The 19,696-nt window shown below is 67.2% G+C and carries 16 protein-coding genes; 3 read left to right on the top strand and 13 right to left on the bottom strand.

Features of this window, described 5'->3' with window-relative positions; genetic code table 11:
* The first annotated feature begins 35 nt into the window (after nucleotides 1-35).
* The gene (locus F9B98_RS02390) at nucleotides 36-974 is read left to right on the top strand and encodes a glycosyltransferase family 2 protein (RefSeq protein ID WP_150952344.1); all 939 of its coding nucleotides are present in this window, start codon (nucleotides 36-38) and stop codon (nucleotides 972-974) included.
* Nucleotides 975-1,028: 54 nt separating this feature from the next.
* A complete protein-coding gene (locus tag F9B98_RS02385; protein ID WP_150952341.1) occupies nucleotides 1,029-1,901 on the top strand; it encodes an NAD-dependent epimerase/dehydratase family protein in 873 nt (290 codons plus the stop codon).
* A gap of 2 nt (nucleotides 1,902-1,903) precedes the next feature.
* Here F9B98_RS02385 and F9B98_RS02380 read toward each other — a convergent pair whose 3' ends face one another.
* The 6 genes from F9B98_RS02380 to F9B98_RS02355 all read right to left on the bottom strand — a co-directional run bounded on the left by F9B98_RS02380 (nucleotide 1,904) and on the right by F9B98_RS02355 (nucleotide 9,188).
* Entirely contained in the window at nucleotides 1,904-2,227 is a 324-nt protein-coding gene (locus F9B98_RS02380; protein ID WP_150952338.1) for a hypothetical protein, read from the bottom strand.
* A 236-nt stretch (nucleotides 2,228-2,463) separates the two neighbouring features.
* Entirely contained in the window at nucleotides 2,464-3,888 is a 1,425-nt protein-coding gene (rfbD, locus tag F9B98_RS02375) for a dTDP-4-dehydrorhamnose reductase (protein ID WP_150952335.1), read from the bottom strand.
* A 12-nt stretch (nucleotides 3,889-3,900) separates the two neighbouring features.
* Nucleotides 3,901-4,899, bottom strand: a complete 999-nt coding sequence (gene rfbB / locus F9B98_RS02370; protein ID WP_150952332.1) for a dTDP-glucose 4,6-dehydratase — start codon at nucleotides 4,897-4,899, stop codon at nucleotides 3,901-3,903.
* Nucleotides 4,896-5,768: a glucose-1-phosphate thymidylyltransferase RfbA gene (gene rfbA / locus F9B98_RS02365; RefSeq protein ID WP_150952329.1), complete on the bottom strand. Its 873-nt coding sequence runs from the start codon at nucleotides 5,766-5,768 to the stop codon at nucleotides 4,896-4,898. The genes rfbB and rfbA overlap by 4 nt, the downstream gene beginning before the upstream one ends.
* 46 nt (nucleotides 5,769-5,814) lie before the next feature.
* Nucleotides 5,815-7,809, bottom strand: a complete 1,995-nt coding sequence (locus tag F9B98_RS02360; RefSeq protein WP_150952326.1) for a hypothetical protein — start codon at nucleotides 7,807-7,809, stop codon at nucleotides 5,815-5,817.
* A 242-nt stretch (nucleotides 7,810-8,051) separates the two neighbouring features.
* Nucleotides 8,052-9,188 (bottom strand): NAD-dependent epimerase/dehydratase family protein, encoded by a 1,137-nt coding sequence (locus tag F9B98_RS02355; RefSeq protein WP_191966635.1) that lies wholly within the window; start codon nucleotides 9,186-9,188, stop codon nucleotides 8,052-8,054.
* 423 nt (nucleotides 9,189-9,611) lie between these two features.
* Here F9B98_RS02355 and F9B98_RS16060 point away from each other — a divergent pair, with 423 nt between their 5' ends.
* Nucleotides 9,612-11,366, top strand: a complete 1,755-nt coding sequence (locus tag F9B98_RS16060) for an excalibur calcium-binding domain-containing protein (RefSeq protein ID WP_225310192.1) — start codon at nucleotides 9,612-9,614, stop codon at nucleotides 11,364-11,366.
* A 566-nt stretch (nucleotides 11,367-11,932) separates the two neighbouring features.
* Here F9B98_RS16060 and F9B98_RS02345 read toward each other — a convergent pair.
* The 7 genes from F9B98_RS02345 to F9B98_RS02315 are packed head-to-tail and all read right to left on the bottom strand — an operon-like array spanning nucleotide 11,933 to nucleotide 19,696.
* Entirely contained in the window at nucleotides 11,933-12,883 is a 951-nt protein-coding gene (locus tag F9B98_RS02345) for a UDP-glucuronic acid decarboxylase family protein (RefSeq protein ID WP_150952320.1), read from the bottom strand.
* Between the two features lie 48 nt (nucleotides 12,884-12,931).
* Complete coding sequence (locus F9B98_RS02340; protein WP_150952317.1) at nucleotides 12,932-13,813, bottom strand: glycosyltransferase family 2 protein; 882 nt, start codon at nucleotides 13,811-13,813, stop codon at nucleotides 12,932-12,934.
* Between the two features lie 38 nt (nucleotides 13,814-13,851).
* Nucleotides 13,852-14,913, bottom strand: a complete 1,062-nt coding sequence (locus tag F9B98_RS02335) for a glycosyltransferase family 4 protein (RefSeq protein ID WP_191966634.1) — start codon at nucleotides 14,911-14,913, stop codon at nucleotides 13,852-13,854.
* Between the two features lie 28 nt (nucleotides 14,914-14,941).
* Nucleotides 14,942-16,183, bottom strand: a complete 1,242-nt coding sequence (locus F9B98_RS02330; protein WP_150952311.1) for a lipopolysaccharide biosynthesis protein — start codon at nucleotides 16,181-16,183, stop codon at nucleotides 14,942-14,944.
* Nucleotides 16,180-17,307 carry a glycosyltransferase family 4 protein gene (locus F9B98_RS02325; RefSeq protein ID WP_150952308.1) on the bottom strand — a complete coding sequence of 376 codons (1,128 nt, stop codon included), beginning with the start codon at nucleotides 17,305-17,307 and terminating at the stop codon, nucleotides 16,180-16,182. The genes F9B98_RS02330 and F9B98_RS02325 overlap by 4 nt, the downstream gene beginning before the upstream one ends.
* Nucleotides 17,307-18,503 carry a glycosyltransferase family 2 protein gene (locus F9B98_RS02320; protein WP_191966633.1) on the bottom strand — a complete coding sequence of 399 codons (1,197 nt, stop codon included), beginning with the start codon at nucleotides 18,501-18,503 and terminating at the stop codon, nucleotides 17,307-17,309. The genes F9B98_RS02325 and F9B98_RS02320 overlap by 1 nt, the downstream gene beginning before the upstream one ends.
* Nucleotides 18,500-19,696: a glycosyltransferase family 4 protein gene (locus F9B98_RS02315; protein ID WP_191966632.1), complete on the bottom strand. Its 1,197-nt coding sequence runs from the start codon at nucleotides 19,694-19,696 to the stop codon at nucleotides 18,500-18,502. Before F9B98_RS02315 ends, F9B98_RS02320 begins: the two co-directional genes overlap by 4 nt.

The following is a 19,696-nucleotide window of genomic DNA, read 5'->3' as shown; positions in this document are numbered from 1 at the left end:
CGGCGGCGGTCCGACGCGTCATTTAGGCTGGTGCGGTGCCGGTTCGTGTCTCTGTCGTCATCCGTACCCGGAACAGGCCCGACTTCGTGCAGCGCGCACTGGACGATGTGGCGGCGCAGAAGTTCACCGATCTTGAGGTCGTCCTGGTCAACGACGGTGACGGCGGCGAGCATCTGCGGGACATCGCCGCCCGGTCCGGTGTGAACACCGTTCGCGTCGTCGACACGGTCGAGCCTCGCGGGCGGTGCCGAGCGGCGAACCTCGGCATCCGGGAATCGAGGGGGGAGTACGTCGTCCTGCACGACGACGACGACCGCTGGCACCCCGAATTCCTGTTGCGGACGGTGGAGCGATTGGATGCCGACACCGGGTGCGCGGGCGTGATGACGAGCACCGCCATCGTTCTCGAGGAACGAGACGGGTCGGCCTGGCGCGAGATCGATCGCGTTCCGTTCTGGTCGGGAATGGAGCGTGTCTCCCTCACCGAGCTCCTCGAGATCAATCGCGCCGTACCCATCTCGTTCCTCTACCGTCGGAGCGTCCACGATGCCGTGGGGTGGTACGACGAGAGCCTCGACGCGGTCGAGGACTGGGACTTCTACCTGCGGGTGCTACCCCGTTTCCCCATCGGGTTCATCAGCGGGCCGCCACTCGCCTACTGGGTGCATCGTCCCGGGGCGACTCAGTCGGAGGCCAACTCGACACTGGGGCTGCAGCACGAGCACATCCGCGACGATCTGACCGTGCGGGACCGAGAACTCACGTCGTGGGTGCAGCAGAACGGCACGGGGCTGCCCCTCTACCTCGCCCATCTTCAGAGGCAGACCGTCGAACGACTGTCGGAGCAGATGCGGACCATCGTGCGCGACGAGGTCAGGAGGATCGTCGCGGAAGAGCTGGAAGCGCGATCACCGCTCGGAAGGCGATGGCGACGCATGAAGCGTCGGCTCATCCGAGGTGGTGGGGACAGCTGAGGACGAGATGCCCCGAGGGGGTCGTCCACGCACGAACGAGACAGAGGAGAGCCGATGACCAGTGAAGTCCCACGCCGCGAGACGGTGGTCGTGACCGGGGCGGGCGGGTACGTCGGGCGACACGTCGTGACAGACCTCCTCGATCGGGGGCACGCCGTCCGGGCTGTCGTTCGTCAGGCGGGCGCGGACGTCGATCCGCGTGCCACGACCGTGATCGCCGACGTCCTCGATCCGTCGACCGACGTCGCATCCATCGTGGGCGAGACGTCGAGTCGGCTCATCCATCTGGCGTGGCAGGACGGCTTCCAGCACAGCGCCCCCACTCACATGGGTAACCTGTCGGCCCACGTGCGTTTCATCGAGACGGTGGCTCATCTCGTGGACCGAGTCGTCGTGCTGGGCACGATGCATGAGGTCGGGTACTGGGAGGGCGCGATCACCGCCGAGACCCCGACGGCGCCGCGTTCTCAGTACGGTATCGCCAAGGACGCGCTTCGACGGTCCCTGATGCTCTCCTCGGAGTCCTGGGAGCGGGCCGAGCTGAGCTGGGTCCGTTGCTTCTACATCCATGGTGACGATCGCCGCAACAAATCGATCTTCGCGCGTCTGCTCGATGCGGTGGATGAGGGGAAGGAGTCGATTCCATTCACCACGGGGCGGAATCGGTACGACTTCATCGATGTCCGCGCACTGGCCGATCAGATCTCGGCCGTCGCCCTGACCGCCGGGGCCACGGGCGTGATCAATTGCTGCAGCGGGGTACCGGTCGCTCTCGCCGACCAGGTGGAGAGTTTCATCGCGGACAACGCGCTGCCCATTCGGCTGGATTACGGCGCTTTCCCGGACCGCCCCTACGATTCACCCGCTGTGTGGGGTGACGCGACGCGCGTGCGGGAGATCCTGCATCAGGATCGTTCGAACCGGTAGCGTCAGATCCGGCCCGCTTCGAGATCACCCAGCCGCGACTGCCAGGACGTATCGAGTCGACCGTCAATCTGAGCGCGGAGCTCGAGCTGGAAGGCGTCCGCGGTACCCGACACGGTGCAGAGGAAGAGGACGTCGGCCCCCGCATCGGTCACTCCGGGCACTGCGACGGCCCACAATCCGTTCGCCTCCTGTGCCCGTTCGGCTGCGCCGATATCGGTACGAGCGGTCGGTGCGCCCGATTCGAGCACGCCCGTGACGCACACGTCCGCGAGTGCCGACGTGGGGAAGGGATCGTCGGCGGGTTCAGAGTTGCGGCTCGGTGCCACCGTGGGTGACGCCGAAGCCGAAGGGGTGGGTGACGGAGTCGCCGTCGGAGCCGGCGATGTAGCGGACGGCCGCGCGCTCTCCGAGCCCATTCCGCTCGTCGAGGGAGCTTGCTGGGCGCAGCCGCTCAGAGCGATGACGATGATCGCGCCGGTGAGCAGGGACGGGAGAGTACGGGACACACCCTGATGATAGATCGGGTGCGGGTCCCACCCGGAGGCGACGCACCAGGAAGGCGTTACCTTACCGAGTTGATGCTCTCGAGGTAGTCCGCGAGCGACGCGGTCGGCGTGAGCCCTTTCAGAGTCGCTTCGATCTTCTGCGTGGAGAGGATGCTGTTCGCGGGTCGCGGGGCGATTTCGCCACCGTGCTTCTTCGAATAGGACGCGGTTCCGATGGGGGCGACACGAGCGGGGTCGTGACCGAGCGCGGCGAAGACGTCCTGCGCCCACCCGAACCACGATTTGGCTCCCTCTCGACCCACGAAGTTGTAGATCCCGTACGGGGCGCGGGTCTCGAGCAGCTCTTTCACCACCTTGGCGAGATCTCGGGCGAAGGTCAGAGAGCCCACCTGATCGTCCACGACCGTCGGAGCCGCTCCCGTCTGAGCCAGGTGCACCATCGTCTTCACGAAATTGGCACCATCCCCGATCAGCCAGCTCGTTCGCAGGATGTAGTGGCGCGGCACGACCGAGGCGACCGCTTCGCCCGCTGCCTTGGTCTGTCCGTAGACGCCCAGAGGACTGAGCCGGTCCGTTTCCGTGTAGGCATCCGGCTTCCGGCCGTCGAAGACATAGTCGCTGGAGACATGCACGAGCAGAAGGTCATTCGTGACGGCGACACGGGCGAGGGCGGACAGTGCGCTGACATTGGTGGCCCACGCTTCGGCGCGCCCGTCGTGCGTCTCAGCCCCGTCGACGTCCGTGAAGCCCGCAGCGTTCACGATCGCGGTGTAGTCGCGCCATCGGCGTGAGGAGGTCATGTCGTCCGAGGAGAGATCGAACGCGTCACGTCCCGCGTACTCGATCCACGAATGACGTCCGAATTCGGCCTCGAGGGCTCGCCCGAGCTGGCCGTCCGCGCCGACGACGAGGATCTTCTTCGGGGGCATGGGCACAACATCGGCCAGCCGCGGGTGGACTCTGTCCTTCTGACTGATCGGCACCCGGTCCAGGGGGATCGGCCAATCGATCGCGACGGTCTCATCCGCGAGGTTCAGGAAGGTGTAGGTCGCGTCGTGTGCCCAATGGTCGTTGACCAGGTAGGAGTACGCCGTGTCGGCCTCGAGCGTCTGATAGGAGTTCCCCACTCCTCGCGGCACGAAGATTGCGGTGGACGGATCGATCTCCGCACTGAAGACGGAGCCGAAGCTTTCGCCCTCGCGCAGGTCGACCCACGCGCCGAAGATGCGTCCGCTCGCCACCGATACCAATTTGTCCCACGGCTCCGCGTGGATCCCCCGCGTGGTGCCCACTTCGTCGTTGAAGGAAATGTTGTTCTGCACCGGAGCGAAATCGGGCAGACCGATGTCTGCGGCCGTCATCTTCTGCCGCTGCCAGTTCTCTTTGAACCAACCGCGATCATCGCCGTGAACCGGGAGATCGATCACCAGCAGACCCGGGATCGATGTGGTGTGCGAGGCAAGAGCCTTACCGAATTGCATGAAGCTTCGTCCTCACTGACCCTTGCTAGCGTAGAAGGCTTCGACGCCGTCTTTGGCGGGAGCCCACCAAGACTCGTTGGCCCGATACCACTCGATCGTCGCTGCGAGGCCGGCGGTGAAGTCGGCGTAGGAGGGCGACCATCCGAGCGATGATCTGAGCTTGCTCGAATCGATGGCGTACCGCATGTCGTGCCCGGGGCGGTCCGCGACCAGATCGTAGGCGTCGGCGGGCTGCCCTGTCAGCTCCAGGATGAGTTCAACGACGTCCCTGTTACTCTTCTCGCCGTCCGCTCCGATGAGGTAGGTCTCGCCGATCTCGCCCTTCGCGAGGATCGCGAGGACCGCGGAGGAGTGGTCATCTGCATGAATCCAATCTCGGACGTTCTGACCGGCGCCGTACAGCTTGGGCCGTTCGCCGCGCAGAACGTTGGTGATCTGGCGCGGGATGAACTTCTCCACGTGCTGGTAGGGCCCGTAGTTGTTCGAGCAGTTGCTGATGGTCGCTCGGACGCCGAAGGAACGAACCCAGGCGCGCACGAGAAGGTCCGATCCGGCTTTGGTGGACGAATACGGGGACGAGGGGTTGTATGGCGTCTGTTCGGTGAATCGCGCCGGGTCGTTCAACTCGAGATCGCCGTACACCTCGTCGGTGGAGATGTGGTGGAAGCGGACGTCGTGCCGGCGCGCCGACTCGAGCAGCGTGTACGTGCCGATGATGTTCGTGTCCAGGAACGGGCGGGGGTCGTGCAGCGAGTTGTCGTTGTGGGATTCCGCCGCGTAGTGAACGACGGCGTCGGCCTCGGCCATCAGGGGGTCGACGACGGAGGCCTCCGCGATATCGCCCACCACCAGGCGCACGCGGTCCTCGGGCAGGCCCGCCAGAGACGCACGATTGCCCGCGTAGGTGAGCTTGTCGAGCACCGTCACCGTGTCGTCGGTGTTCGCCACGACGTGATGCACGAAGTTGGAGCCGATGAAACCGGCTCCGCCGGTCACGAGCAGATGGGTCATCCGCGTCCTCTTTCAAGAACTTCGAAAAGGTACGTTCCGTAACCGGATTTCACGAGCCGGTTCGCCCGATCGCGCAGGGCTTCATCACTCAGGAACCCCTGTCGCCACGCCACCTCCTCCGGGACGCCGATGCGCAACCCGGTCCGACGCTCGATGGTGCGCACGTAGTCGGCGGCATCCGTCATCTGGTCGAAGGTCCCCGTGTCCAGCCATGCCGTGCCCCTGGGAAGCACTTCGACCTGCAGTTTTCCACGTCGGAGATATTCCGCGTTCACGTCTGTGATCTCGTACTCGCCGCGTGCCGAAGGGCGCAGGCCTCTCGCGATCTCCACGACGTCCTTGTCGTAGAAGTACAGTCCGGGGACCGCGTAGTTGCTCTTCGGATGGGTGGGTTTCTCTTCGAGGGAGACTGCCCGTCCGTGCCGGTCGAACTCGACAACACCGTAGGCCTCGGGCTCCGCCACCCAGTACGCAAAGACCGCCCCGCCGTCGACGTCGTTGTGCCGCTTGAGCTGCGAGCCGAGTCCCGGGCCGTAGAGCAGGTTGTCGCCCAGGACGAGAGCGACACTGTCGTCTCCGATGAAGTCGGCGCCGATGGTGAACGCCTGCGCCAACCCATCGGGCGAGGGCTGCTCTGCGAACGAGAGGTCGATTCCAAACTGCGACCCGTCACCCAGCAGACGATGGAAGAACGGGGCATCGTGGGGGGTCGTGATCACCAGGATGTCACGGATGCCGGCGAGCATGAGGGTGGACAGCGGGTAGTACACCATCGGCTTGTCGTACACGGGGATCAGCTGCTTCGAGACGCCCAGTGTGATCGGATGAAGTCGGGTACCGGAACCGCCGGCGAGAATGATGCCCTTCACACGACTCATCGTGTCATACGCGAGTCATGCCGCCCGTCCGGGGTTCTCAGCCGAGAGTCGCCGTCACGTCGTGCAGGAGGGTCCGGGCGCGTGCGAGGAAGGAATCCCGCTCGCGAATGGTTCGCGAGACGTCGGCCAGGTGCTCGGGCGTGGGAAAGGCATCGTCAAGGTCGCCGCGCAGCAAATCGAGAAGCTCGTCAGTGGTCCGATACGTGGCGACGGCGCCTTGGAAAACCTCGGAGATGCCGGTCACCTCGTCGCTGATCACGCGTCCGCCGGCCGCGACGACGTCGTAGGGACGGTTGGCGATGAACCCGTGGCGCTGCATGGAGGGCCAGTGATCGTTCAAGACGACCGACGCGCTCTCGTACAGCCCCGGTAGGTCTGCATTCGGGACTCCCGTGCCTGCGATGGAGGAAGCGGGAATCCACCCCCGCCAATCAGGGCCGTAGACGCGGACGGGAATACCGGCGCGGACCGGTTCGACGATGGAGGGGCGATGGATGCCTCGGGCCGTGCCAACGAAGACGATGTCCGAGGTGCGGGCTCGTCCTGACGGACGGAAGCGCGAGGGGTCGGTGCATTGGAGCAACGGGGAAATCAGTCGGCCGGATTCGGCGGTGGCGCGGGCGGCCCACGGGGTGGAAGCGGCGTATATCAGCCCGAAACCGCTTAGGGCGCGGAGGTCGATGTCGTCGGGATGACTGATGATCCACAGGACGGAGAGCCCATACGGACTAGGATCGATCGGTTCTGGCCCGCGCAGCGCCACCGTCACGTCGTCGAGATGACGGGTGCTCCGATTCCGGGCGGGATAGGCGTCGACGACCACGTTCTGGCCGAGTTTGCGAAGAGCATCCGCCAGCGCTCGCGCGAAGTGCACATCGCCCCACCATTCGCCGCGTGGCCCTACGGGAGCTGCGGTGCGCAGTGCCCAGCGCAGCGAGGGCACGACCATCCCGTCCTCCAAGGTGACGTTTTCGAGTCGGCGGCGCAGGCGAGGCATCGGCCCGTCAGCGACCGCAGTCCAGCCCGCGGCTGAGATAAGGTCCTTCGCCCCGTCGAGACCCGCGGGAAGGTCGGGCAGGGGAGCGACCGACCGGGTTCTCACGCTCACATCGGTTCGGACGGAGACCGGTATGCCCCGGAGACGTGCGTCGAGCGAGGCCCAGGCGGCGTGATCAGCGCTGTCCACCCGCGAGAACGTGGCGAGGGTGCGGGGGGCGGCGAATGTCGCTCCGGCTATCGCCGGAGGAGCCGTATCGGGTGCGCCGGGCAGCTCGTCCGCGTCCTCCCGAGGGTGTCCGGCTAGCAGCCGTCCCTCTGAGGCTGCACCTGCCGCGGCGATGGTGCCGTCCCCATCCAGCCAGAGGGGGCCGACGACGGCACCGCGGCTTGCGGTCGCGGCGAGCCCTCGCAGGGTGTCGGCGGTGGCGTCGACGTTGGGTCCACGCCACACCACTACTTCGGCGTGGCATCCATCGGCGAGATCGATGGACTCCGAGGCCGGCGTGGATCCACTCGTGCGGATCGCGCGGATGTTGTACGTGGCCTCCGCGAGTAGGACGGTCTGCGCCCAATCCTCTACGCGACCGCCGCGTTGCACGATTGTGACTCCCGAGTCCGGTTCTCCCGCCAGCTCTGCCGCGAGGGCGATCGACTCGTCGAAATCCCATTCGTCCGCGTCGAGGATGAGGAAGTATTCGACTCCGACATAACGACCGCTACGGTTCCAGCTTTCCGCGTCGGTCTGGCCCCGGCGGGCACGTGACGTGGCGTCTAATACCCGCGAATGAAGGTGCGACCACGGCACAGGAGGGCCGGCGGGTGGATCGATGGGAAGAGATTCGATGTTCCTGCGGCGCCAGGCGGCGCCCACGGCCCCGCCGCGCTCAGCCGCGCGAGCCGGATGCCTCTCCAGATATCCCGCAGCGTCCCATACAGGGCTGATCGTCAGACGGCGCGGGTCGGCAATGAGGTAGGCGTACAACGCGGGAACCCGATGTGCATCGGGGAGGTGATCGCCGACGGAGGTGTCCACGAACAGTGGGTTCAGACGGAGCCCCCGGCCGTATCCGCGCGCGACGTATCGAACTACCGCGCCGACGACGCCAACCCTGCGTCCGAGTTGCGCACTCACGTAGGCAGTGTCGACGACGCGGGCACGGAGGATGACCCAAGCCCACCAGGTTCGATCGACCTGCCGCGCGACACGGCCAAGGAGGCGATGTCGCCGGAGGCGTTCGATGAAGGCCTCCCATTGGCGCGTGCCACCGAATGTCCTCATTTGAGGAGGCTCCGAGCAGTCATCTCCTCTAGCGAACGTTGATAAGCGGCGGAGCTGACTGGCTCGGTCCGGGCCCAGTCCACGAATTGGCGCACGCCTTCGTCGAAGGACACAGCGGGCGTGAAGTCGAGCGCGGCCGAGAGTCGGGCGGTATCGGCAACGTTGTGCCGGATGTCGCCGACGCGAAAGCGTCCGGTGACCCGCGAGGGGACTGTCTCCCCAAAATGTCGCATCAGGGTCTCGACGACCTCGTTGACCGTTGTGGCGACGCCAGACCCCACGTTGAGGATCTGACCGACGGCCTCCGGGCGGCTCATGGCACGCAGGGTCGCCTCGACGACGTCGTCAATGTAGACGAAGTCGCGACTCTCCTCACCGTCCTCGAAGATGTCTATGGCTTCCGCGCGCCGAATCAGGGTGCTGAAGATGGAGAGAATGCCCGTGTACGGGTTTTGCAGGGACTGACCGGGACCGTAGACGTTCTGGTAGCGAAGCGCGACCGCATCCACGCCGATTGACGCGGCGACGGTCATTACGAGGGATTCCTGTACCTGCTTGGTGATGCCGTACACCGACGAGGGTTGGAGGAGAGCGTCCTCGGCCGTAGGGATGCTGACGAGCACCTCATCGTTCTCATCGAGAACGTCGAAGACCCCCGCGGCCATCGAGTGCTCGTCTCGATGCGGGGGGTAGACGACACGGCCTGTGCGAGAGCGGTACGCACCCTCGCCGTAGACGGCTCGCGACGACGCGACCACTACCCGTCGAACCTCATGGGACTCGTTCGTCAACAGATCCATGAGCTTTGCGGTGCCACCCACGTTCGTTTCGACGTATCGATCGATCTCGTACATCGACTGCCCGGTACCCGTCTCGGCAGCGAGATGCACGACGATATCGATGTCAGAGATGGCGCTTCGGAGATCTGTCAGAGACGTCACCGATCCGCGTCGCACCTCAGCGACCCCACGCACTGTGCCGAGAAGGGGAGAGTTCCGCTCGGGGTCCGGTCCATGGACCTGGGGAATGAGATTGTCCAGAACCCTCACATCGTGCCCCTCGCGGTGCAGGCGCACGGCGAGTCGGCCGCCGATGAATCCGGCTCCTCCGGTTATTAGTACGCGTTCGGGCAAGATCTCACTCCGCTGGTTCAGTACAGGGCTCCGGGTGCGAGTTCCACTTCGGCGAGCGCGGGGAGCAGTTGTCGTCGCTCTTCATCGTGTCATATCAGGCCGGGCCAGATGCGCGTCGTGCGAGGGTTCCGCGGGTGGAGCAAGCCGTCGATGATTGGGGTGAGGGTCGGTGCGATTTAGCGAGGCAGGCATCGGTGCATGTAGTGGTTGCGGCGTACAGACCACGCGATGCTTCAGCCCAAGACGCTGGTCGGGTGGCGCTCCTGGCAGGGAGACCCAGGACGAGCTTGTTCCCGATAAGGACGCTCGGTAGCGCTTGGCTACTTTGTTGCCCCCGGCCGACATGGCGCTGGAGGCAGAAGCCCGTAGCGCTTCGAGCGGACCCGCTACGGTAGAAATTGTAACTTTCTGTGGGGGTGCGCGATGCGCAAGATCAAGTCGGTGTTCGTCGCGACGATCGCAACGATTGCGATTCTGACGGCGGTGATTCCGGCCGCCAGCGCGGAGGCCGCCCAGGACACAATCCGTCCTGTGCTCGAGTCTGTTTCTCTGATCAACCCCGGCCCGTTCGAACCCGGCGACGTCGTTCAGGTCGCGTTCACCGCTCACGACGAGGGCGGCAACGGGGTGACTGAACTTCTCATCTATCTGACCGATCCGCTCAATAAGTCTCACGAGCTGAAGTTCACCTTCGCGCCGGGGCAGGCGAGCGTCAGTGAGACGGTGGAGTTTCCAATCACAGCGGATTGGGGAACGGGCACGGTGTCGTCCACCAGGGTGACAGTGTCGGACGGGCGCAACTCCGCTTGGACGGGCTACTACGAGCTCGGTTTCGGCATAGGCGGCCCAGCGAAATGGCATTTCACCGATGACCCTATGATCTTCTCCGACAATGGTGAAGAGATCTTCGACGCCAGCGTCGGAACTCGACTCAACGCACGGTGGATCGACCCGACCTTCGGTCCGCAGTGGTCGCCGACGCCAACATTCCGGTGGCAGTGGTTGAGAGACGGAATACCCATCGAGGGCGCTACGGGTGAGACGTACGTAGTTCAGTTCGCCGATGGCGGCAGTCGCATCTCGCTCCAGGCCACGACGACCCGCCCGGGTTATGAGGTCGTCAGCAGAACCAGCTTCGATGTCAAAGTTCCTCCTGGACCTCCGATGACTGTCGGGACTGTTGTGGTCGAAGGTGACCCTGTGGTCGGCGGAACGCTCACGGCGACGACAAGCGGATGGTCACCAGAGCCTGACTCCTACTATTTCGAGTGGCGCAGAAACGGTCAGATGATTCTCTTCTCCCGGAGCGCATCGCCAGCGGAGTACACGGTGCAGCCCGCCGACATTGGCAAGTCGATCTCCGTGCTCGTAGTCGGGAAGGAGCCGGGATACACCGAAGGCGTAATCCAGTCGCACACCGTCTTTATCCCGGAGCCGAGTACCGCACCCGCACCCGGCCCCAAACCACTTGGTACCGGCGCCGTCTCCATCAAGGGCCCCTCATCTGAGCTCCTTCCCGGCGTGACGGTCGAGATCCGCAAGAACAACTGTGACGGTCAGGCCGTGTGGCGTACGACGACCACTGACCGACCCGACGCCTACGGCGCGTTCGGCATCGGGCTCGAGCAGGGCACCTACTGCATCAAAACACTCGCAGTGCCATCGCCGTATTCTGTCCCGGCCGACGTGACCTTCACCATGGAGGCACGCTTTGCCAACTGGGTCACCGTGTGGGTTCCCGGCCCGGTCATGGTCACCGGTGCGCTGGTGGCGAAGAACAGCAGCGGCACCCCAATTAACGGTGTCACCGCATACATTCGAGAGGGATCCTGCGCCGAGCAGGGGCGGGGCGTGTGGCAGAACACCACCGCGGCAAACCGGTGGGCTGAGGGGGGCTTCGGCATTTCCCTCTCGACGGGGGTGCATTGCGTGTCGACGCTCGCCGTCCCGTCCGGATATCAAATTCCCGGGCCGTATCAAATCGAGGTGACTGCGCCGTCCCCCTATTGGATCACGACGTGGGTTCCTGGTAACGGTCCCTCGACGGGAACCCCCGCGCCGTACTACGCCAACTGCACGGAGGTTCGCGCAGCAGGGGCAGCGCCGCTATACCGGGGACAGCCCGGCTACGGTAGTCATCTCGATCGCGACGGCGATGGCGTTGCCTGCGAGAGGTGACTGCGTGGGCTCGTGAGGTGCGATGCCACGGCTCCTCGCACTGAGGCGAGTGCGCGCGGCATTCGTTCAGTGGTTCACTGAATATGCCGGGCGAGGAAAACAGTCTCGGTGGGTATAAATGGCCCGAGTCGACGGCGGGCCCCATGATTGCCTGATCACTTCGCTGTGGTCGAGCTTCCGCGATACGGCGATGCGGGGCGACACATTCGTGCCGAATTCGAAGGAGCTCCGCTCGGCTGTCCGCACATGACTCAGCCCACCCGCGGATTTTCGAAGCCCCGCCCTCGCTGGCACGCATCCGCAGCTGCGCGCAATAATTGCAATCGTAACTCCGCCGAGGTCGCCGCAGGCGCTGCCTCGGATTCAAAAACTCCGCTGTCGCCCACTTGCTGTATCGCACAATGAAGCCTGCGGCGGCGCCGCACTGTAGTCGAGGTCGGGGTTTCTCACCCTCCTATCGCCACAACAGTTGGGTACAGGCGACCGAGTCAGATGCGTTTGCCCTCAACTCGTGCGCGAGCGGAAGCGGATCATTTCGGGCGAACCGCGACGGGCGGAGCCATGAACTACGCCGTCGGCGAGGCGAGAACCCCGTGGAAGTACTCCACCGTCCGCTCGAGACCGGCGCGCAGCGCGATCGTCGGCTCCCAACCGAGTTCGCGACGGGCGAGGTCGATGTTGGGCTGGCGCTGCTTGGGGTCGTCCTGGGGGAGCGGGCGGTGCTCGATCTGCGACGAGCTGCCCGTGATATCGAGGACGGCGTTGGCAAGCTCCAGCATCGTGAACTCGCCGGGGTTGCCGACGTTGATGGGGCCCGTGACCTCGTGCCCGGTGTTCATGAGGCGCACCATGCCGTCGACCAGATCGTCGACGAAGCAGAAGGAGCGGGTCTGCGAACCGTCGCCGTAGATGGTGATGGGTTCGCCGCGCAGCGCCTGCACGATGAAGTTCGACACGACGCGGCCGTCGTTGGGGTGCATGCGCGGGCCGTAGGTGTTGAAGATGCGGATGACCTTGATCGACAGGTCGTGCTGGCGCCGATAGTCGAAGAACAGCGTCTCGGCGGCGCGCTTGCCCTCGTCGTAGCAGGAGCGGGTGCCGATGGGGTTGACGTTGCCCCAGTAGTCCTCGGTCTGCGGGTGGACGGCGGGGTCGCCGTAGACCTCGGAGGTGGAGGCCTGCAGGATCGGTACGCGCAGTCGCTTCGCCAGGCCCAGCATGTTGATGGCGCCCATCACGCTGGTCTTGGTGGTCTGCACCGGGTCGTGCTGGTAGTGCACCGGCGAGGCGGGGCACGCGAGGTTGTAGATCTGATCGACCTCGACGTAGAGCGGGAACGTCACGTCGTGGCGCATCAACTCGAAGTGCGGGTTGCCGAAGAGGTGCTCGACGTTACGACGCGACCCCGTGAAGAAGTTGTCGACGCAGATGACCTCGTTGCCCTCGGCGAGGAGGCGCTCCGACAGGTGGGACCCGATGAAGCCGGCGCCGCCGGTGATCAGAACTCTCTTTGACACTTCCTCACCCTATCAGCGGGCCCTGCCGGGCCCGGGGGTGCCTTCGCGTCAGCGGGTGGTCGACACCATGCGGGACTGTCCGAACGTGCGGCCCAGTGCGCCTTCCAGTCGGCCGAGGAACATCGGCCACCCGTCGAGGAGCGTGATGGGCTTCGGGTTGCGCACACCGTAGAGCAGGCCCGCCACGGTGAACGCGGCGCGCCACCAGAGCGGGTAGCCGTGGGTCGCGAACGCGCGCCCGGTGCCTCGCCCGTAGGCGCGCAGCTTGCGACGCCGCTCGGCGTCGCTCAGTCCGAAGCCGGTCGAGATCCCATCCACGTGCACGGCGGCGGGAAGCCAGCGGAAGTCGCGGACGAGTCCCGGCTCGAGCGCCATAGCCCGCAGGAGCAGGTCGGTGCCCTCCGCGACCTGCCACGGCGTCGCCGAGCCCGGGCCCATGTTCTCGTCGAAGCCGCCGACGGCGTCGAAGAGCGAGCGCCGCATCAAGATGCCCATCTCGATGACCGACCAGACGTTGTACTTGTCCAGCGGTGTCCCGGGTTCGGGGAGGGTGGTCTTCGGGCCCCGCTCGTCCCACGACGTGAAACCGCCCGCCCGGAACGACGGGTCGTCGACGGCGGCGTGCAGCGCTTCGACGGTGCCCGCGGGGTAGGTGGTGTTGTCGTTGGGGAATGTGACGACGGCCTCGCCCGCGGGAAGTGCCGCGACACCGGTGTTGCGCCCCAGCGAAGCGCCACGGCCCGAGGAGGCGGCGGTGACCGCGAACCCCCTCTCGGCGAACTCGGCGGCGAGGGCGGAGACCTCGTCCTGCGCCCCCTGCGCGACCAGCACCACGTGGTCACCGGGCTGCAGCTGGCCCTGCAGGGACGTCAGGAGGGCGTGGAGGGGGTCGAGGCGCCCCAGGGTCGTCACGACGAAGCCGATGTTCACGTCTTCGATTCTGCCCGGGATGCCCGCGGTGCGCGGAATCAGCGCGCCTGCGCGGCGATGATCCCGTTCCAGGCGGAGGTCGTGGCATCCCAGGTGAACCGCTCGGCGTTCACGCGGCTGGCGCGCGAGAGGTCGGCCCGAAGGACGGAGGATGCCGCGACCTCGGCCATGAGCGCGGCGAGAGCGTCGGGCCGGGTCGGCGGGAAGTAGCGGGCGGAGTCCCCGAGGATCTCGCGGTTGATCGGGATATCGGAGGCGAGGACCGGCGCTCCGAGGCGCTGCGCTTCGAGCGGGGGGAGCCCGAAGCCCTCGTGCAGGGAGGGCCACACGAAGGCGTCGGCCCGGGCGAACGCCTCCGCGAGCTCTTCGTCGCTCACCGGTCCGCTCCACACGAGGCGCTGCGGATCGATGCCCTTCTGCGCCGCGTAGGGCTCGAGCTCGGGGTCGAGCTTGCCCACGAACTCGACCTCGACGGCCGTGTCCGAGGGCAGCAGCGCGAGGGCGTCGAGGACGACCCGCGTGTTCTTCGCCGCCCCGTGACGGCCGAAGGCGACCAGGCGGGTGGGGGAGCCGGCATCCGGAGCCTTCTGCGGCGGGACGGGCAGGCTGTCGGCGCCCTCGTAGACGACCTCGATCCGCGAGACGTCCACACCGAAGCGCTCGGCGATCTCGCGCTGCGAGGCGTGGCTCACCGTGACGAGGCGCTGCCCCGGCCGCAGCATTCCGTAGCGCACGGCGAGCTGCCACTGGAGGCGGAAGGGGAGGGTGAAGTCCTGCGGCCGGATGGCCGGGGCGATGTCGTGCAGCACCGTGATCTGTCGCCGATAGAGCATCGGGGCGATGTTCGCGAAGTTCAGCAGCAGGGGTGAGCCGTTGCGGCGGAGCCATCGCGGCAGCTCGAGCTGCTCCCACGCGGGTCCGGCGAGCCGGCCCACGGTCTCGGTGCGCACACCGGCGACGCTCGAGGTGTCGGCCGCTGCGGGGACCAGGAGGACGACGTCATCGCGTGCCGCCGCCAGGTGGTGGGTGAGTTCGGTGGCGAAACGGCGCACGCCGCCGAACGAGTCGATGAGGAAACGGCCGTTGATGGCGACGGTCATCGCGCGGTCCTTTCGGGGGAGGCGGCGCTCACGGCGCCACCTCGACGGTCTCGTGGCGCAGGTCGCGCAGCACGCGGAGGCAGCGACGGGTGAGCAGAAGGGCGGCGGCGCCCTCGGTGAACGCATAGCCGAGGGCGGCTCCCACCGGGCCCCACGCGATGCCGAGGCCGATCATGAGGGGGATGCCGAGCACGGTGGCGATCAGAGTGGCCCGCATGACGGCTGCGGCTTGACCCGCCGGGAACAGCACGAGTCGCGCGACGGCCGTGCGCACCGAGAAGAAGAAGAACACCAGCCCCATGACCAGGAGGATGTCGAAAGGTGCGGGAGCGGCCGGGAGGTAGACGCTCGTCAGCCACGGTCCCACCAGCGCCAGGCCCGCCCAGCCGAGCAGTCCGGTCGCGGTGGCCAGACCGATCGCGACGGTCATGCGCCGCGCCCGGTGCGGGCCGTGCGCCTCGCCGATCCACGCCTGCAGGGCGTTGGCGAGGGTCATGGGGATGAACTGCCCGAGCTTGAGCATCTTGTCGGCGGTGGCGTAGCCCGAGGCCGCGGTGGGCATCGCCGTCACGTTGACGACCGGCGCCGGGACGCTGGAGTAGCCGCTCAGGCCGGCATCGTTCAGGGCGACGGCGAGGTTCGACCTCAGCAGTCGCGGCAAATCCCGGGGGCGCGGCCACGGACCCGGATGCCGGCGAAGCAGACGCATCGTGAAGATGCTCGTGCCGACGAGGGTGACGAGAATTCCCGCGAGCGGATAGAGCACGACGACGCCCGTGGCGAGCACGAGGGCCGCGGCGGCGAGGTTGGCGAGCAGGCGCGGGGCCGCGTCGAAGATGACGATCGTGCGCGGGTCGCCGACGCCCGCGGAGAACCACGTGAACGACAGCGCGATGAGCGCGCCCTGCATGCCCATCAGGATCGTCAGCCACTCCGCACCCGGCGTCGCGATCAGCCAGCAGATGACGGCGAGCGCCGGGAGGGCGAGGATCGAGATCGACAGCCGCACGATCAACGATTCGCGATAGAGCCGGGCGCGCTCGTCGTCGTTCCCCGCGATCGAGATGAGCGCGGGGCCCACCGTGGCCCACCCCCACCCGATGGCGATCGCGGCGAACGTGCCGATCGACTCTCCCGCGATCGCGCTCGCCCACCCGCCGGGCCCCGCGATCTGGGTGACGGCGGGCAGGGCGATGATCGGCGAGAGCGCGGCGATCGCCGGCACGAGCAGGAAGCCGAGGAGGCGGCGCTTCATCGAGGGAGCGGTCATCGACGGCTCCCCGCGAGCACCGCGTCGAGCACGCGAGCGGTACCGTCCGCGGCGTCGTCCCAGGTGAATCGGGCGGCCCAGTCCTTCGCCTCCGCGCGCCGAGCGGCGTCTGTCGGGGCGGACAGCGCCGCCGAGATCGCGGCGCCGAAGGTCGCGGCATCCGTCGCATCGGCGTAACGGGCCGCGTCGCCACCGACCTCGCGCAGCACCGGGACGTCGTTCGCCAGCACGGGCACACGGCGCCGGAGGGCATCGACCACGGGAAGACCGAAGCCCTCGACCAGCGACGGGCACACGTAGAGATCGGCGACCTGGAACAGCGCTTCCAGCTGTGCGTCGCTCACCCAGCCGGGGAGCACCACATCCTGCTGCAGGCCGAGACGGGCCACGTCGTCCGCGAGCGGATCGGGCAGGCTGCTGCCGGCGATCACCGTCACGGGACGGTCCTCGGCGGGCAGGGTCGCGACGGCCTCGAGCAGGCCGCGGAAGTTCTTGTGCGGCATCCGGTTGCCGACGCTCATCACGATCGGGCGGCCGGCCGGGAAGGCGAAGGACGCGAGCTCGGCCCGCGGGTCGTCGACGGGACGCGGGGTGGAGCTGCCGTTGTGCACCACCGAGATGCGCTCCGTGGGCACCCCGAGATGGCGGCCTATGCTGGCGGCGGCGGCGTGCGAGACCGTGATCACCCGGTCGGCCGACCGCGCCGACCGGCGCATGAGCGTCGAGGTCACTGCGCGCTGCGCCCGCTGCGCGAGGCTGCCGCGGACCTCGTCGTAGATGGCGTCGTGGACCGTCACGACCCGCGGCAGGCCCCGCAGGACCGGACCGAAGTTCGCCGGAGCCCAGATGAGGTCGGCGCGGGCGCGGCGACCGGCGAGCTCGGTGCCGGCCACGGCCCCCAACGCCCACGTCGCCGGGTCGGCGCCGACCCAGGGGAGCGTCCGCACGGAGCCGGGGAAGAACGCCGAGACCCGGTCGGTGCCCGCTCGTCCCGTGAGCGCCGCGAAGCGCACGTCCGGCAGACGTTCGGCCAGGCGGGGCAGGATCTCCCGCACGTACGCCTCGGTACCGCCCCGCGCACCGGTGAAACCGAGCAGGTCGACCAGGACGCGTCTCGAGGTCATCAACTCTCGATGACGGCTTCGGGGCGCTGCTCGCGCCGGGGCGTGGTGAGCACGCCCGAGAAGAAGCTCATCATCGCGGTCTGGAATCCGAGGATGATCAGCAGCGCGCTGGGCACGGCGATCCGCACGGCCTGCGCCGCGTTCTGCTGACCGAAGTCGAGATTGCCCCATACGGCGACCTGGACGATACCGATGACGATGCCGAGGAAGAACAGGCCCACACCGATCAGCAGACCGCGTTCGGCGGACCACTTCGCGACGATCCGTCGGTACCGCTCACTCGTCGGGAGGAAGCCCTCCTGTGTGGCGTACAGCTTCGTCAGCCAGAAGAACAACAGTGATTGGAATCCGATCACGCACAGGGCGCTCGCGTACACCATGGTCGTGACGTCGAAGCCGACGCCGCCGATGTTCACCCCGCCGAAGGCCAGCACCGCCACGGCGATCGCGCCGAGGAAGAACGCGACCAGACCCGGGTAGACGAACAGCCACCGGGGGGCGAAGAGCAGGAGGAAGCGCAGGTGACGCCAGCCGTCGTGCCAGCTGCGCAGGTGCGGCGGACGCGAGCGGCCGTCCTTCTTGAGGGTCGTCGGCACCTCTTCGATGCGGAAGCGGGCGAGCGAGGCGCGCACTACCATCTCGGAGGCGAACTCCATGCCCGTGGTCTGCAGGTCGAGCTCGCGGATGCGGGCGCGGTTGAAGCCGCGCAGGCCGCAGTGGAAATCGCGGATGCCGGGCTTGAAGAAGAGCTCGCCGATGAACGAGAGCACCGGGTTGCCCAGGTACTTGTGCAGCGGGGGCATGGCGCCCGGCTCGATGCCCCCTCGGAAGCGGTTGCCCATGACGAGGTCGGCGCCCGCGCGGAGGCGCTCGACGAAGGGCTCGAGGTTCTCGAAGTCGTAGCTGTCGTCGGCGTCGGCCATGATGATGTACCGTCCGCGGGCCGTCTCGATACCGTTGATGAGCGCGGCGCCGTAGCCCCGGCGCGGCGCGTGCGACACACGCGCACCGAGTCGCTCGGCGATGGCCTGCGAGCCGTCGGTGCTGCCGTTGTCGGAGATGAGCACTTCTCCCCGGATGCCGCTGCGGTCCAGAAATCCCTGTGCCTTGCGGATGCAGACCTCGAGCGTCTCGGCCTCGTTGAGGCAGGGCATGAGGATCGTCAGTTCGACGTCCGTCGGTGCGGGAGTGGTCACGGGCTGTCTTCTTTCGTCTTCACCGAGGCGGGGCTCGGCAGCGGCAGTGCCGAGAGGATCCCTTCCACGGTGCGGCGGATGGTGCGGGTGTCGAGGGCGGTGTCGTACCAGGCGCGCGCGGAGCGGCGCAGGTCGTCACCGCCGTCGACGACGTCCCGGATGGCCCGGGCGAGGCCGGTGGGGTCGGTGGTGGGCGAGACGACGCCGTTCACTCCGGCGTCGATGAGTTCGGTCGAGGCGTTGCCCTCGTCGTCGACGAGGACGACAGGAGTGCCGTGAGCGTTGGCCTCGACCACGACGAGACCGTACCCCTCGCGCCGCGACGGATTCACCAGGCACACCGCGCCGTGCAGGAGCGCGTCGAGCTCGGCATCCGAGACGAAGCCCGGGAGATCGGTCCAGACGTCGCCGCCGACGCGGCTCACCTCCGCGCGGACGGCGCCGGAACTCGGACCGGTGCCGAGGATCACGAGACGCAGATCAGGGACGCTCTCGCGCGCCGCGGCGACCGCCGCGGGAAGGACCTCGACACGCTTGTCGGGGATGTGCCGGCCGACGTAGAGCACGTAGGGCGGCGACGCGGCCGGCCCGGCCTCGGCGACCTGAACGGCGCCGTCGATGAGACCGGGACTGACCAGCGGCGGTCGACGCAGTCCCTCGCGACGCAGACGGGTGGCGCTCAGCTGCGAGTGGCACGTCGCGAGCGGGGTGATGGCGATGGCGACACGCTGCAGGACCCAGGCGATCGTGCCGGTGAGCGCGCCCGAGTACTCGACCCACTGCCGACGGTGCCATACCTCGAGATAGTCGACGACGAGCTTCGTCCCCGAGCCCAGGAGCGCAAGTCGCGCAGCGAAGACGTTGAAGATCGGCAGGCCGCTGACGATGACGGCGGCGTAGCGGCGCCGTCGCCGCACGAGGGCGGTGAACAACGCGGCGGCGTAGCGGAGGGCGGCGGGGATGCGGCGCACCCCGCCCGCGTCGTAGAGCGAGAGGCGAGGCGTGATCGGCAGGATGCGGAAGTGCTCTTCGGCCGGGGTCGCGCCGTCCCACTGCACCGACGTGAGGTAGTCGACGTCGAAGCCTTCGCGACCAAGCACATCCGCCATGGCTCGGTACTGCCGCTCGCCGCCTCCCGTCGAATATGGGAAGAGGCAGTCGTAGGCGACGGCGACCGTCGAGGCACGGGTCAC

Origin of the sequence: Microbacterium testaceum StLB037 (assembly GCF_008763945.1) — a bacterium.
GTDB lineage: Bacteria > Actinomycetota > Actinomycetes > Actinomycetales > Microbacteriaceae > Microbacterium > Microbacterium testaceum_G.
The sequence above is the reverse complement of the archived record's forward strand: the minus strand, read 5'-3'. Positions and strand labels throughout refer to the sequence as shown.